General features: G+C 58.9%; 13 protein-coding genes and 3 pseudogenes. 8 read left to right on the forward strand and 8 right to left on the reverse strand.

Going from position 1 to position 14,294, the window contains the following annotated elements; genetic code table 11:
- Positions 1-344: 344 nt before the first annotated feature.
- Positions 345-1,145: a transporter substrate-binding domain-containing protein gene (locus HWY30_RS00680; protein ID WP_018422645.1), complete on the reverse strand. Its 801-nt coding sequence runs from the start codon at positions 1,143-1,145 to the stop codon at positions 345-347.
- A 398-nt stretch (positions 1,146-1,543) separates the two neighbouring features.
- Positions 1,544-2,299 (reverse strand): DeoR/GlpR family DNA-binding transcription regulator, encoded by a 756-nt coding sequence (locus tag HWY30_RS00685; RefSeq protein ID WP_167368787.1) that lies wholly within the window; start codon positions 2,297-2,299, stop codon positions 1,544-1,546.
- Positions 2,300-2,378: 79 nt separating this feature from the next.
- Between HWY30_RS00685 and HWY30_RS00690 the strand changes: the two genes are divergently transcribed.
- Entirely contained in the window at positions 2,379-2,978 is a 600-nt protein-coding gene (locus HWY30_RS00690; protein ID WP_090810749.1) for an NUDIX domain-containing protein, read from the forward strand.
- On the opposite strand, the gene HWY30_RS00695 is transcribed toward HWY30_RS00690, so the two are convergent.
- A complete protein-coding gene (locus HWY30_RS00695; protein ID WP_090810751.1) occupies positions 2,961-3,695 on the reverse strand; it encodes a haloacid dehalogenase type II in 735 nt (244 codons plus the stop codon). The two genes, HWY30_RS00690 and HWY30_RS00695, sit on opposite strands and share 18 nt — an antisense overlap.
- 83 nt (positions 3,696-3,778) lie before the next feature.
- On the opposite strand from HWY30_RS00695, the pseudogene HWY30_RS00700 reads away from it, so the two are divergent.
- A pseudogene (locus tag HWY30_RS00700) lies at positions 3,779-3,898 on the forward strand (IS5/IS1182 family transposase); the annotation flags it as partial.
- A 36-nt stretch (positions 3,899-3,934) separates the two neighbouring features.
- On the opposite strand, the gene HWY30_RS00705 reads toward HWY30_RS00700, so the two are convergent.
- Together HWY30_RS00705 and HWY30_RS00710 are read right to left on the reverse strand one after the other, a co-directional pair.
- Positions 3,935-5,089: an acyltransferase family protein gene (locus HWY30_RS00705; protein WP_090810753.1), complete on the reverse strand. Its 1,155-nt coding sequence runs from the start codon at positions 5,087-5,089 to the stop codon at positions 3,935-3,937.
- On the reverse strand, positions 5,089-5,949 hold the full coding sequence (locus HWY30_RS00710) for a sterol desaturase family protein (RefSeq protein ID WP_090810755.1): 861 nt from the start codon (positions 5,947-5,949) through the stop codon (positions 5,089-5,091). The genes HWY30_RS00705 and HWY30_RS00710 overlap by 1 nt, the downstream gene beginning before the upstream one ends.
- Before the next feature lie 281 nt (positions 5,950-6,230).
- Between HWY30_RS00710 and HWY30_RS00715 the strand changes: the two are divergent.
- Positions 6,231-6,594 (forward strand): annotated as a pseudogene (locus HWY30_RS00715) (transposase); the annotation flags it as partial.
- Between the two features lie 349 nt (positions 6,595-6,943).
- Positions 6,944-7,390: an SRPBCC family protein gene (locus tag HWY30_RS00720; protein WP_090810757.1), complete on the forward strand. Its 447-nt coding sequence runs from the start codon at positions 6,944-6,946 to the stop codon at positions 7,388-7,390.
- A gap of 117 nt (positions 7,391-7,507) precedes the next feature.
- Here the strand turns inward: HWY30_RS00720 and HWY30_RS00725 are convergent, their stop codons facing one another.
- Positions 7,508-9,142 carry an NADP-dependent glyceraldehyde-3-phosphate dehydrogenase gene (locus tag HWY30_RS00725; RefSeq protein ID WP_090810759.1) on the reverse strand — a complete coding sequence of 545 codons (1,635 nt, stop codon included), beginning with the start codon at positions 9,140-9,142 and terminating at the stop codon, positions 7,508-7,510.
- Between the two features lie 1,015 nt (positions 9,143-10,157).
- Between HWY30_RS00725 and HWY30_RS00730 the strand changes: the two genes are divergently transcribed.
- The 3 genes from HWY30_RS00730 to HWY30_RS00740 all read left to right on the forward strand — a co-directional run bounded on the left by HWY30_RS00730 (position 10,158) and on the right by HWY30_RS00740 (position 12,124).
- Positions 10,158-10,598, forward strand: coding sequence for a hypothetical protein (locus tag HWY30_RS00730; protein ID WP_090810764.1), 441 nt, complete (start codon positions 10,158-10,160; stop codon positions 10,596-10,598).
- A 22-nt stretch (positions 10,599-10,620) separates the two neighbouring features.
- Complete coding sequence (locus HWY30_RS00735) at positions 10,621-11,709, forward strand: hypothetical protein (protein WP_090810766.1); 1,089 nt, start codon at positions 10,621-10,623, stop codon at positions 11,707-11,709.
- A 109-nt stretch (positions 11,710-11,818) separates the two neighbouring features.
- Positions 11,819-12,124, forward strand: a complete 306-nt coding sequence (locus tag HWY30_RS00740) for an acylphosphatase (protein ID WP_090810768.1) — start codon at positions 11,819-11,821, stop codon at positions 12,122-12,124.
- 24 nt (positions 12,125-12,148) lie between these two features.
- Here HWY30_RS00740 and HWY30_RS00745 read toward each other — a convergent pair whose 3' ends face one another.
- Entirely contained in the window at positions 12,149-12,964 is an 816-nt protein-coding gene (locus HWY30_RS00745) for a class I SAM-dependent methyltransferase (protein ID WP_090810770.1), read from the reverse strand.
- Between the two features lie 300 nt (positions 12,965-13,264).
- On the opposite strand from HWY30_RS00745, the gene HWY30_RS00750 reads away from it, so the two are divergent.
- A complete protein-coding gene (locus HWY30_RS00750) occupies positions 13,265-13,537 on the forward strand; it encodes a hypothetical protein (RefSeq protein ID WP_090810772.1) in 273 nt (90 codons plus the stop codon).
- Positions 13,538-13,546: 9 nt separating this feature from the next.
- Here the strand turns inward: HWY30_RS00750 and HWY30_RS00755 are convergent.
- Positions 13,547-14,257 (reverse strand): annotated as a pseudogene (locus HWY30_RS00755) (cation diffusion facilitator family transporter); the annotation flags it as partial.
- Positions 14,258-14,294 lie beyond the last annotated feature (37 nt).

Below are 14,294 nucleotides of genomic sequence, written 5' to 3' on the forward strand. Positions count from 1 at the left end.
GGCATTTCACTGGTCTCATCGCGTGCCATTCGAGGTCGTCTCCCGGCGACATGCGAGTCCGACACGAGGGTGGCCGGATCAATGGCTCCGAAAGCATCGCACGCTTTCGAAGCATCAGGCAACTGCGGCGCAGCAGAGCGTGCATGCATTCAGCACGAAGAATGAAACGTGATGAACGAGGGAGAAGGTGCGCGTAATGGCGTATCCGCGCTTGCTTCGTGATTCGAAGCAATGGAAGCGTTGATCGCGAGCGATTGCGCGGCAGAAACCGCTCAGCGAGCAAGCGGCGTACCTGCGTCGACCATTCGGCAGCTCGGCGCGGGTACGCGAGAACAACGAGAAAATTACTGCGCGATAGGCTGAGTCACGTCCGTGCCGAACCAGTGCATCGAGATCTTCTTGAGCGTGCCGTCCTGCTTCATTTGGGTCAGCGCGTCGTCGAGTGCTTTCGCGAACTTCGGATTGTCCTTGCGGAACGGGATGCCCATTTCCTGCTCGGCGCCTTTCAGCACCGCGCCCGTACGCAACGGCAACTGCGAGTTCTTGATGATGTACGGCAGCATCAGCCGGTCGTCGATCGTCGCATCGATACGCCTGGCGGCGAGATCGCGCAGTTTCTCGGGCGCACCCGGATAAGTTTGCACGTTGATGCCAGGTACCGCGCGGGCCATCTGGTCGTAGTTGGTGCCGAGCGTCACGCCGATCTTCTTGTCGCCCTTGAATTCGTCGAGCGATTTGAACTCACGCTTGTCGTCCGCCCGTTGGATCAGCTGCGCGGCCGAGTACGTGTACGGCTGGCTGAAATCAAGAACCTGTTTGCGTTGCGGGGTAATGGTGACCTGATTGATGATCACGTCGAATTTGCCGCTCTGCAGCGCCGCGATAATGCCGCTCCACTCGGTCGGAATGAATACCGGCTTTACGCCGAGTTTCGCCGCCACGGCTTTCGCGACATCGACGTCGAAGCCTTCGAGCTCGCCGTCCTTGTTGCGCGAGTCGAACGGCGGATAGGTGCCTTCGAGACCGATCTTCAGGACTCCGGCCTGTTTGACCGAGTCGAGCAGATCTTCGGCATGAGCCGCGACCGCGGTAAAGCTGAGAGCCGAGAGCGCCAACGCGTTTATAAGCAGCTTCGAAAGTTTCATTGAGTGTCTCCTCTGTACTTGAGTATCAGGCTGCGCAACGCAACGATTTCACCATCGCGTCGGCAACCCGGCAGTGTCGCTTCGTGGAACAAGCCGGGTTGCGCGCGTCATCCTAGCACTCCAGAAGTCGCCTGTTTTATCTTTGTTCGGAAGCGGGCGCGCGCGGATGAAACTCCGGCTTCGAAAAATCGCAGCGGCGCGATCTCGTGGTGGATAGACTGAATGCGATCGATGGGCTCTATTGTCCTCGTCCGACCGGCGCCTTCTATGTCTATCCGTCAGGCGCGGGTGTGATCGGGCGGCGTACGCCCGACGGACGCGTGATCGCCAACGACAGCGATTTCGTCATGTACCTGCTCGAAAGCCAGGACGTCGGCGTGATCCAGGGCGCGCCACCCCTACGCTCTCACCACAGTCACCCCAGCCGCTTCGATCGGCTTCGTCAATTCCGCGCGGGTCTTCTTCTCGACCACGATGGTCTGCGCGAGTTTGATCTCGCCGATCACGAACCGCGATGCGGCGTTCAGTTTCGACGATGACGCGAGCACGACCGTTTCCGCCGCCCGTGCGGCGAGCGCGCGCTTGATCGCGGCTTCCTCGAAGTCACCGGTGCTCAGCCCAGCGCTGGGATGCACGCCGGTCACCCCCATGAAGTACAGGTCGGCATGGATGCGCGAAATGCCTTCCATCGCCGCGGCGCCGACGGCCACGATCGAATGTTTGTAAAGCCGGCCGCCAATCAGGATCACCTCGACACAAGGATGCGCGGCAAGCGCCGTGGCGACGCTCGGACTATGCGTGACGATGGTCGCGTGCAAATCGGACGGCAGCGCCTGGACCAATAGCGCCGACGTGGTGCCGCCGTCGACGATCACGGTTTGCCCCGGCGCGATCAGTTCGACCGCTCGCCGAGCGATGCGCCGCTTGGCGAGCGTCTCGATGTCCTGACGCTGCTCGAATGACGCGAGCGCCGCCGACGCGGGCAACGCGCCGCCGTGGACCCGCTGCAAGCGCCCCTGCGCGGCCAGTTCGCGTAGATCGCGGCGGATCGTGTCTTCCGACACGCCAAACGCCGCGCTCAGCTCGCCTGCCAGGACCTGCCCGTTGCGCGCGAGTTCGTCGAGGATCGCTTTCTTGCGTTGGATCGTCAACATTGCATTGCACGAAATATCTTGAAAGTGCACGAAGTTGCACGATACCATGAATCATTGTCCATGGTCGACAGGAGGCGCAATGACCGCAACGAAAGACCGGGTTCGCATCGTCGGAACGACCTTGCTATCCGACGACTGGTACACGCTGAAGAAGGTGACGTTCGACTTCCTGCGTCGCGATGGCAGATGGCAGCGGCAGAACCGCGAGACCTACGATCGCGGCAACGGCGCGACGATCCTGCTGCACAGTCCGCGCACCGGCAACGTGATACTCACGCGACAATTCCGCATGCCCGCGTTCGTGAACGGTCACGACGGCATGATGATCGAAGCGCCGGGCGGGTTGCTCGACAACGCTTCGCCGGAAGAACGCATCCGGCTCGAAGTCGAGGAGGAAACGGGGTATCGCGTGGGTCAGGTCCACAAGGTTTTCGAGGCCTACATGAGCCCAGGATCCGTAACCGAAAAGCTCTACTTCTATGTCGGCGAGTACGATGCGTCGATGCGGGTCAACGACGGCGGCGGCGTCGAGGATGAAGGGGAAGATCTCGAGGTGATCGAAATGCCGTTGCACGCCGCGTTGCGAGCGGTCGACGCAGGGGAAATCGTCGACGGCAAGACGATCATGCTGTTGCAGTACGTCGCCTTGCGTGGGTTTGCGTCAGCGCGCGCAGCCTAGTTGCGTCGCGAGTTCGTGCAGATCGTCGACGATGAAGTCCCACGCCTCGTCCGCCTTCAGATCGCTCGTCTGTCGAGGGCCATGCTCGGTGGGCCGCACGACGAACGCGGTGCGCAAGCCGACGCGCCGGGCAGCGGCGAGATCGTTGTTATGTGCGGCCACGAGGCATAATTCGCGCGGCGCAATGCCGAGAATTTCCGCCGTTTCGCTATAGACCAGCGGCGAGGGTTTATAAGCGCGGACGACTTCGGCACCGAGAATGGCATCCCAAGGCAGACCGGCACGCTTTGCGATGTCCACCATCAGGCGAATGTTGCCGTTGGATAGCGGTGCGATGATGAAGCGCGCCTTCAGGCGCCGCAATGCGTCGACGGCATCGGGCCAGGGGTCCAGCCGATGCCAGGCCAGGTTCAACTCATCGATCTCCGGTTCGGGAACGTTGGCGATGCCGAAACGCGCCAGCACTTTGACGAGGTTTTCCCGGTGCAGCACGTCGAGACGCACATACGCTCTGCGTCCGCTACGCACTTCTTCCATCGCGGGCGAATACTCGCGTCGCCATGCGTCCGCGAAGTCGGATGCGTCGAGATTCGGCGCGTGCCGCTGCAGAAACGGTTGCGCTTCGCGCGCGACGCCGCTTCGCCAGTCAACCACGGTTCCGAAGACATCGAACACGAAAGCTTTGATGGCGGTTTGATGTATCGAGTCGATGCCCATGACCTTCCTTTGTGGCTCTGACGGGAACCACCCATCTTAGATGCGTGTTAGGAACTTCGCGCCAGACCTGGTATCCTGGCGGCATGAAAAAACGCAGGCCCTACCCAACGGATGTATTGGATGAAGAGTGGTATTTCGCTGCTCCGTATCTGACCTTGATGAGCAAAGACGCCCCGCAGCGCCGCTACGAATTGCGCGAGATTGAATCTCTGCGGCTGCCTCTCCCCGCCTTCTGACGATCATTCGAGGGTCGGCGACTTCGTGATTCGGACCGCGGGCGCCGGTACGAGATATCGCCCCCCCGGCACGGCGGCGGCGATATGCAACGCACCGGTTTCGATACGGTCCAGCAAGCCGCGCAGTTTCAGGGCACGCTTTTCGACGCCATGCCACGACATCATTGCAAAGAGAAGTGTGAGGGCGAGGGAAATCGGAAAATGAACGTACCAGGTGAGGGCGGCCGGGGCAAGCATCGCGGCCACAGATTGCTGTATCGGGAAACCGTAAAGAAAGATGCCGTATGAGTAGTCACCGCTTGCGACAAAGCGGTGGCGTCTTGGTTGCGTGAGTCCGAGAAAGACGGTCAGATAGGCGGCGGGCAGCGCCGCGAAGTAATCCGCGCCGCGAACGGATAGGCAAATCACTGCGACGAGGCCAGATAGCACACAGAGCCATGAACTCCAGACGATCCGGTTGCGGAACTGGTACGCGCAAACGCCATAGAAGAAACAGAGAACGAGCATCGGTCCGTGTACGGTCATACCAGCCGAACCGGAACGGTGCGCAAGCGCAACGAGTAAGACGTTCGCACCAATCGATGCGGCGAGTAAAAGATGCGGTCGTTGTGCCATGCCGGCATACGACGCAATAGTCAATGCGACGTAACAGGCTAGTTCGAACGGTAACGTCCACAATTGCTGATTGATCGCATCCGGCCAAGGATTGTTGGCGAACATACCTGGCAGCTCGAAATGAACGTCTCCGAGAATGTTCAGGAAGTACGCCCGGAACTCGGGATCAGTGAAATATTGATGAAGTGGAAGCGTGGTAAAGAACGGCCCGATCAGCAATGCGGCGATCAGCGTGTCGACCGCCAATGCAGGTAGCAGCCGCAGTACCCGCAGCCCACAGAAGGAAACGATCGTGCGGCAACGTTCGAAGCTGCCAGCAACCAGGAAACCGCTCAGAGCGAAGAACATTGGCAAAATTAGCGCGAGCGGTGCTCGTGCAGGCCCGGACCATACCGCTTGAGTGAACTTGTGACCATAACAGACGTTAATGGTGTGGCTCGCGACCACGAGGACGGCGAGCACGAGACGCATGTAGTCGAAACCCGATGGCCTGTTTTTCGCATCGGCAAGCCGCGATCCGAGTGTCGTTGCGAGTGGGGACATCACTCCGTCCTCCGTGAGGATGGGTCTTGTACAGCGGTGGCGGGTAGCCTGACGGTGAATGGCATCAGCAGATAATCAACCAGACCGTCAGGTTCATCAGTGTAGTCAAGACCGACATCGGGCCATTCGCCTTTCTTCGGGAAGTGTGCGGTCCCAAACAATACGTCCCATAAGGTCACGACTGCAGCGAAATTTCGGTTGTAATGGCGCAACTCGACTGAATGATGAATTCGATGAAATCGATTGTCTGGGAACAGATAGGAAATCGGGCCAAAGCTGATGCGTGTATCAGCGTGCTCGAAGGTGCCCTGAATGAGTATCACCATGCCAATCAACGACCATAGGAATGGAGGATGGAAGTCGATCAATAGTGCCATTGGAAGCGTGACAACGAGGGGACGGAGCAACTCCTCCGATACATGCATATTGCAGTTCCACACATTCATCTCGCGAATCGAATGGTGGACCTGGTGGAACCGCCATAAGAAACCGAACGTATGCTGCGCGCGATGGAACCAGTAGTACAGCAAATCACCAATCAGTAACGCCCCAGCGATAGCAAGTGCGATGCCGGTGGCGCGCCAGACTGGCCGCGGCGAATCCAATACGCCGTCAAGCGCTATCGAGAAAAGCGGTCGGATATGCAGTGCGACGATCACAGAATGATAAATTTCGAAGAAAAGCCCACCTATAAACAAATAACAAATGTGAAACAGAATGCCGCGTGCGCGTGATGCAAACGACACCTTGCCATACGGCAGCATTATCTCGACGGCGACGCAGAGAATAGAGGCAACAGCTACGCGCTCTCCCGCACGCAAGGTATGAGCAACATAAGTCAACACATCGAACGTTTGCATCTTTTTCCCCGATTCGAGATGTGGAGGTCTTCGAATGCTGTGCTGCACAACGCTGCTATGAGGATAGTGGGACACGGGTGCTCTCGGGGGCGCATCACACCGTCAGTTTCGGCCATCATTCAGCGGGTATCGCCTATATGTAATACGAATTATGTTTTATGGCCGTACGTAAACGGCGGTTTCAAGGTCGAAGCGCAACGGCGGGTTTAATGCTTAGAGCCTTGAGGTTGAGCTGCTGAAGCAAGTGTTGGGGCAAAGACCTCGAATGGCGAATGGAAGGCGCGTTTGATCGTTTCGTGACGGTCTACGCGGCGAAATATCGAAGGCAACGGAAACGTTGAAGAAGGACCGGGAAAGCCTGCTGGCGTTTTACGACTTCCCGGCTGAGCACTGGCAGCATTTGCGGACCACGAATGCGATTGAGTCGACGTTCGCGACGGTGCGACACCGTACGACGCGCACGCGCAACTGTGTGTCGCGACCCACCTTCCTTGGTCTGGCATTCAAGCTGATCGAGGAAGCCGAGAAAGCCTGGCGCCGCGTCAAGGGCCCGAAAAGATCAAGCTGTTGCTGGAAGGCATTGCCTTCAGGGATGGCGAACCGGTGAAAGACGATCAACCGGTTCAGCAGAAACTCGCCGCGTGAAGTCCCTGCTCATCAAGTTGCCTATACATCATGCATGGACGCCCCCGGCTTGCCAAGTTCTCGTTTGCAACGGATTGAAGGTAACGATTGCAGCCATGCATCCGGACTTCAATGGCCGGCGTAGGCCGGCGGTCCCTGATGCGTTGCAATCATCGATCATCTGAAAAGGACGGGGACGCTATGGCGACCGGGGACGCTTCGACCGCAACGCAGTCCGTATGGGGCGATGCATCTGCTAAACGAGTGTCAACCGTTTACGGGTTTTGCCTGGTCTCATGCGTGTCGATTCCCGCAACGCGGGCGCGTCGCGACAGTATGTCCAACCCCTCCAGTGAAAGGCACACTCATCATGGCTACCGGAACCGTCAAATTCCACCGTGTTTTGCGCACGACGCCCGAGCGTATCTATCGCGCGTTCCTCGAACCCGCCGCGATGGCGAAATGGCTACCGCCGCATGGCTTCACCTGCGACGTGCATCAGATGGATGCGCGCGTCGGCGGCACCTACAGGATGTCGTTTCATAACTTCGGCTCGGGCAAGGGGCACTCGTTCGGCGGCGAGTACATCGAACTGGTGCCGTTCGAAAAGATCCGCTATTCGGACCGTTTCGACGACCCGAATCTGCCCGGTCAGATGCACACGACCGTTTCGTTGCGGCAGGTGTCGTGCGGGACCGAACTGAACATCGTGCAGGAAGGCATCCCCGAGATGATTCCGGTCGAGATGTGTTACCTCGGCTGGCAGGAGTCGCTCGCGCAACTGGCGAAGCTGGTCGAGCCGGAGATTGCGGACTGACATTCAATAACAGCCGCTTGCTCCCTTTCACTCAACCATGCGCGCGATGCGCTGACCTTTACGGCGTCGCGCGCTGAATCTCCGCACCGGGACTCGAGCTCGATACCCATCGAGCCGCTAAAAGATAAAACCGGTATTCACGAACTTCGAGTGATGATTCGTGACCATCGTATCGAGCAGCGTCTTGTTCAGGTCGCTCTCCTTGGCCGCGACCATGGAGCGAATCGAGAACGCGCGCAACGCATCGGTGACCGATAGCGTACCTTCCGCAGAATCCTTGCGGCCGGCAAACGGAAAGACGTCTGGGCCTCGCTGGCACTGGCTGTTGAGATTGACGCGGCACACCTGATTGACGAGCGGGTCGACCAGCGATCCAATTTGGGCAGCGTCGGTGCCGAAAATGCTGACCTGCTGACCGTGGTCCGAAGTGATGACATACTCGAGTGGTGTATCGATGTCATCGAACGGCACGACTGGGATGATCGGTCCGAACTGTTCCTCACGATAGAGCATCATCCCTTCCTTCACGGGGTACACCACGGCCGGATAGAAAAGAGTTTTGCAGAACACGCCACCCCCTTCGTTCACGACCGCCGCGCCTTTCGCTTTCGCATCGTCAATTGCCTGAGTCATGTAGGCCGTGCGATGCATGCCCGGCAGCGGTGTAATGGACACACCCTGTTCCCACGGCATGCCGACCTTGAGATTTTTGAGCGCTGCGTTAAAGCGCTGAAGAAACGTATCGACGATCGAGCGGTGCACCATCAATATCTTGAGCGCTGTGCACCGTTGACCATTGAACGACAACGTACCGAGCAGACATTCCTTCACGGCGAGGTCTATGTCGGCGTCAGCCAACACAATCGCGGCGTTTTTGGCGTCAAGGCCGAGAACGGCGCGTAGCCGATGCGACTTTGGGTGCTGTTTTTTCAGGTGGTCTGCAACCTTGCTTGAGCCGATGAGGGCAAGCACGTCGATCTTTCCTGAGGCGAGCATGTGTGGCACCACCACCGCACCCGGTGCATAAATCGTGTTGACGACGCCTTTCGGGAAAGCAGAGCGGAAAGCCTCGAGCAGTGGAAAGAACAGCAGCGTGCCATATTGGGGCGGCTTGAACACGACGGTGTTGCCCATCAGCAATGCGGGAATGAGCGTCGCGAACGTTTCGTTCAGCGGATAGTTGTAAGGCCCCATGCACAGTACGACGCCCAGCGGGGTGCGGCGAATCTGGCCGATTGTGCCCTCGGCGATGACAAAGCGCGAGTTGCTATTGTCTAGCTCCTTGAGCGCCGAGATAGTGTCTTGCATATAGCTGATGGTGCGGTCGAACTCCTTCTGCGAATCGGCAAGGCTCTTGCCGATTTCCCACATGATCAGATTCACAATCTCATGGCGACTGGCGGCCATGAGACGAATGAAGTCTTGCATGCAGCCGATGCGCTGCGCGACTGTCATCGTTGGCCACTCACCGCGGCCGTGATCGTAGGCTCGCACGGCCGCGTTCAGCGCGGCATCGCTCTCGACCTCGTCCATGACCGGATAACTGCCAATTACGACCTGTTCAGCGTCGCCGGAGGCTTGTCGCACGCAGACTGGCGACTGCACGCTCTTGCAGGCGCCATCCCATGCCTTCAGTTCTCCATCGACGAGCGAGACGCGCTGATGAATCGGCTCCGCGAGGCGGACGGAATCGGGAATATCGTCGGTGACTGGAAACAACTGCCGGAGGTTCTCGAAGTCAATATTTGCCACGTTTCGCTCCTATGTTCGTGCAGTACGCGGTGGTCCGCCAGGTGTTGGGCATTGCTCGAACGCAATCAATGCGACCGTGCCTACCCGCTGGTGACGTAACGGTACCTGTCGGACCGATCATTGGGTCGTGCGCAAGCGACTGTGCCGGTGTTTGGTGGCCGTGCTTCGCGGCGGGCGCAAGACACAGAGAGAAGCATAGCTAATGGCAGAGAACAGAGTTGAAGACGAACCGTGTTCAACACCTGATAAACGGTGAAGTCGGTTCCGACAGTGATATCACGTGGCGCGGCGCGGCACCGCCGAGCTTGCGGGCGAGCTTAGTCAGTAGCTGCGGAAATGTCCTCGTAACCGGATTCGATTAGATTCGTCATCGTGGTCTGCAGTTCGACCAACGGCGTAGCGGTCACTGCGGTCGCTACCCCGTCGGATTTCGGAAGCAGTCCGGCGAATGCCGCCATTCCCGTCCCGCATGCTGTTAGGAGTATGGTGGCAGCAAGTACGGCTGCACTGCCGCGCAGCGCTTGCTTGGGAGCGAAGTCCGCAAAACATCGCATCATGGCTATCTCCGGTTGACGCAGTTTCTGGACGCAAAGACCGTGCCGACGGAGGGGCTGTCAGGCAAGCGTGCCGCTAACGGGCTGCGTAGGCGTTGAATGCTCGCGTGACAGTGGCGACCTGGACTCGGTGGTGGGACTCACCCTACACTTTGACCGGGCAGCGACGGTCGGAAACCAACATTTCGCTGCGGAGAATTGCGCCCGCATGTTCCTGAACATTGCCCGGCAAGCGTTCAGGGATTGTCCTGTGCCGCTCGCTTGACCAACCGTATGTGCGAGGCAGCGAGGAACCCGGCGATAGTTCACTTGTTGCGAAGTCCACGTGACACTTCCGCGGCCTACGCACCGATATACTGTTTCCTCCTACCGAACAGCTGTACTAACATCGAGTAACGGTTCGAGCATTGACGACCGGGCGGGCGGGGAGGCGAGTGTGTTTTCCCCCTTGGAGAGCCAGGATGAAAGAAAACTCATCTCGTGAAATCGTCGAACTGCTGACAAAAGTGGTCGGACGCAGCGCCACGCATGTACCTAGGGGGCAGAGCCGCCGCAGTGCCTCAAAAGCGATTGACCGGCTTGAAGAGATCAAACGGAACGCCGCGTTTGCTCGCCAATACGAATCAGCACCGGAACCGCTACGCGAATTGGTGATGAGGCGGGCCGTAGAAGTCCACGACCTGGCGATTGCACGAGATTACGCGAGCGCCCTCAATGCGCTCAGTGCGGTTGTCGATTTCCTCTATCAACATCTTGTAGACGACTCCGGCTCAGCAACGCCGCCGAGCAAACTGGCAAGCATCGATTTGAATGCGGTTCACCGGGCTCTTCAATTCGGAGGTCTTCCGGGACAGTCGCAGCAGGACCCAGATGATGACAACCCACCGCCAGTGCGTCGCTGAACTTGCCAAGGGATAATCTCCGATGCTCTCGGGCCTATCGAAACTGCTGGACAAAGCATTTATCCTCGGCTTCTTTTTGCCGGCCCTGCTTGGCTTTACAGGCTTTCTCGCGGCAAACGCCGATATCCCGGCATTTTGCGATTTGCTACTCAAAGCGACCTCGGACAGCGACAAGGTTGGAAGCCTGTTCTCTTTCCTCATCATCGTATGGGTCCTATCGCTGATCCTGTTGGTATTGAACAACTGGTTTTATCAGGTCCTCGAAGGATACAAATGGCCATTCAATCGCGAGGCCTGGAAGCGCGATGAGCGAAATCGCCGCAATCGTCAGCTGGACCTCATAGAACGCCTCCGTACGGAACTCGCTACAGAGAACAGTACAATCGAGCGGCTTAAAGCCTCAAAGGAATCATTGGAATACAGAAAGGCTGAATCGAACCGAGCCACCGTAAGGGCGAGGCTGTACCGCAACCAGGAGCGGAACGCCCGTGATTTCCCCCGGCATGAAAATCTCGTTCTTCCTACGGCCTTTGGGAACACGTTGCGTGCATTCGAGGGTTACTCGAGCGAAGTCTATAAGGTTGACAGCATATTCGTATGGCCGCGTCTTCTTGCAGTCATCCCAAAGGACTATCAGGCAATCATCGCCGATGCGAGAGCGCCAGTCGACTTTCTGGTCGGACTCGTCGTTCTGGGTACCTTTACGTCCATCTTTACCTTGGTGCGAGCGATTGACATCTGGCTTGCCGACGGACTGGCCGGTAATTACCTGTTGGCGGATCTTTTTCAGAACGCTGCGATTGCGGCCGCCATTGCGGCAATTGCGTATCGGCTTGCGATTCTAGAGGCAAGAAGCTGGGGCGACGTTGTCAAATCAGCGTTTGACCTTTATCTGCCGGCACTCGCTGAGAAATTAGGTTTTGTTCTCCCGACGTCCCAGGCCGCACAGCGGGAGTTCTGGGCGGCATGGAGCACGCAGTTCCGCTTCCATGCACCGGCAAATACCGCGTGGTGGACACGTATCAAGCCGGTGACGCCAGCAGCAACGACGAAGGCGGATTGGGAGGCGACAGACTCGGCAGGCGAAAGCGACGAGGTGCGCGGAGGTTGACTGTCGAATTCGCGATTCGTGTCGAGCAGAGCTTTTGCTTCCGGACTGACAGCGACAGCGACCAGAGGCAATTGCGCTGCGTCTTATCCGACCTGGAGTTACGTGCATCATGACGCCACAGTTCGATACCGATTTACGGACCAGACTGGTCAGGGTATATGGCCACGTGCAGGGGGTAGGTTACCGGCAGGCTTGCATCAACGAGGCCACGGCTCGAGGCATCACGGGTTGGGTGCGCAACCGGATGGACGGTTCGGTCGAGGCTGTGTTGCAAGGACACGCTGAAGAACTCGAGCGAATCTGCGATTGGCTGGTTGACGGTGCCCATGCAGCTCTGGTGGACCGTCTGGAAGTCCAGGAACTATCGCCACCAGTAGCCAGGTTCGATGAATTCAAGCTCGCCGCGACGGTCTAGTTGAGTTGAGTCAACCCGCTCGCCCTAAGGCTTGAGTGCGGAAGCCAGAACGCAGCTCATCGGAAGCCTGAGGTCCCCAGTATCGCTGCGATACGCCTGCGCCTCGTGTGCGACGGCCCGTTCAATAGACGCTAGCGCGGCCGGCGTCTGCGCGTGTAGCAACGCGGAAACCCGCACGCCACCACGCAGGAGTGCATGAAAAGGTGTATTGGGAGCACGAAGCACGAGCGTGAGGTCCAACTCCCGCACCTCCGGTTGGACGAACCCGGCATCGAGTAACAGGCGCTTCGATTCCTCCCAATCGCTGAATCGGAAGAAGGGTGGTCCCGGCGGGACGGGTACGTCGGTCGTCCCGTGCTCCTCGATCGCCTTCAACACCATGCCGAAGCCAACCGCCTTGTTCGGTGTCGCCCATACCGTGAAGGCGATTCTGCCGTTAGGTTGCAGTACACGAAACGCCTCCGCGAGTGCGCGCTCGGGGTGTGCAAAGTGCAACATTCCGAAGCTGATCCCCACCGCCGAGAAGCTTGCGTCGGGAAATGGCAAATCCTCCGCGTCGCCGACGCGGAACTCAAGTGCCGGAAAGACGCGTCTCGCCTTGTCGACCATCGCGACCGAGAAATCCACCCCGGCGACATCCGCGCCGCTGCGCGCGGCGGCCGCCGCGAGATAGCCCGGGCCGCAGGCGACGTCGAGAAAACGGGCTCCCCGCCGAATGCAGAGGGTTTCGAGCATGGCCTGGTTCGACTGGGCGGTCAAATCACCAAAATACTCATGATAGGCCTGCGCGACCCGCTCCCAACCTTCGTGCTCGAAGGTACTGAAGTCGAGTTGTCCCATGCTTACCCCCACCGGTTTTACACGTTGGCAACCTTTAGCGCATGCCTATGTTCCTCGTAATCCGTATGTCTGGCTATCGGGGAAACAATCAGGCGGCGACAGAGACAGCGAACAAATGTGTGGTGCGACGCACAACCAACGTCGTCTAAAGCCGCCAGACTTTCGCGCGCGTCGGCGCTGGCTGACGCACCCCCACGAACCAATACGCCTGCTTTCTCTCTGGCGCTTCGCATTTCAGCGCCAGGTCGCGAAACGCATCACTTGCGTTAGACTGGCTCGAGCAACCGGGAGGAGACCTGGATGATACGCAAGACGCTTAATGCCTCGCAGCTTCAGCAGGAGGTCAGTCGGCGAATCCATCGACTGCAGGAAATCGTCGAGGATGGCGCGAAGATTCGCGTGCCGCGGCCGCAATTGCAAGAGGCTGACAAGACAGGCTGCAACTGGAACATGACCCACTTCGGTAACGCGATCGGCTTCGAGCGCGACATCGAGGGCGTACTCAAGGCCATGCGTGCAGAATACAACCTCAGTACCGAAGTGAAGGACACCAACAACCCGTTCGGGGACTAGTCGCGAAAGTTACAACCAGCGCGGCTCGCGCGTGAACGCCACCGTCAGCCAGCGGTCCGGGCCCGATTCGCCGATTGCGCGCGAGATCCTGTCGCGGATCTGATCGAGCTGGCGGACGCCGGCGTGCTCCATCGCCTCGGGCAACACGATATGCACCTCGACGAACAGGCCGCGGCCGACGCGCGTCGCGTAGTGCGAGTGCTTGACGAAGCCGTAGTAGGCGGTCAGTTGTTGCATCAGGTCGCGCAGTCCGCGCTCCAGATCCGGCGGCGTGATCAGCGACACTTCCTTGACCGCGCCGATCACGGTTCCGATCGGCATCGGGATCAGGACGAGCGTCAGTAGTGCGAGCACGCCGGGGTCGATGTACGGTGTCAGGTGGCCGTGCCCGATTCGTTCGAGCAGCCATGCAATCGAAAACGCCAGCAACAGCGCCGCGCTGACGCACGCCGACATCAGCCAGCTCTTGATGTCGAGCCCTATCAGTTCGGAGTCGATCGCGCGATTCACGCGCCGCTCGCGCAAGAACATGACGAAGGCGAACGTGGCAACCACCACTGCGTAGAAGACGCCCCAGCCGAACTCGAGCTCGTGGCCGCCGTCGAGCAGGCCTTTGAGCGCGTTGATGAAAGCGTAAAAGCACAGCACCGACAGCAGACTGCCGTTGAACACGAGCACGAGCGGTTCGATGTGCCAGAAGCCGTGCTGGAAGCGTCGACTGCTCTCTTGCCGAAGCGGGCTCCATCGAGGAGCCCGC

Origin of the sequence: Paraburkholderia tuberum STM678, from assembly GCF_902833905.1 — a bacterium.
GTDB lineage: Bacteria > Pseudomonadota > Gammaproteobacteria > Burkholderiales > Burkholderiaceae > Paraburkholderia > Paraburkholderia tuberum.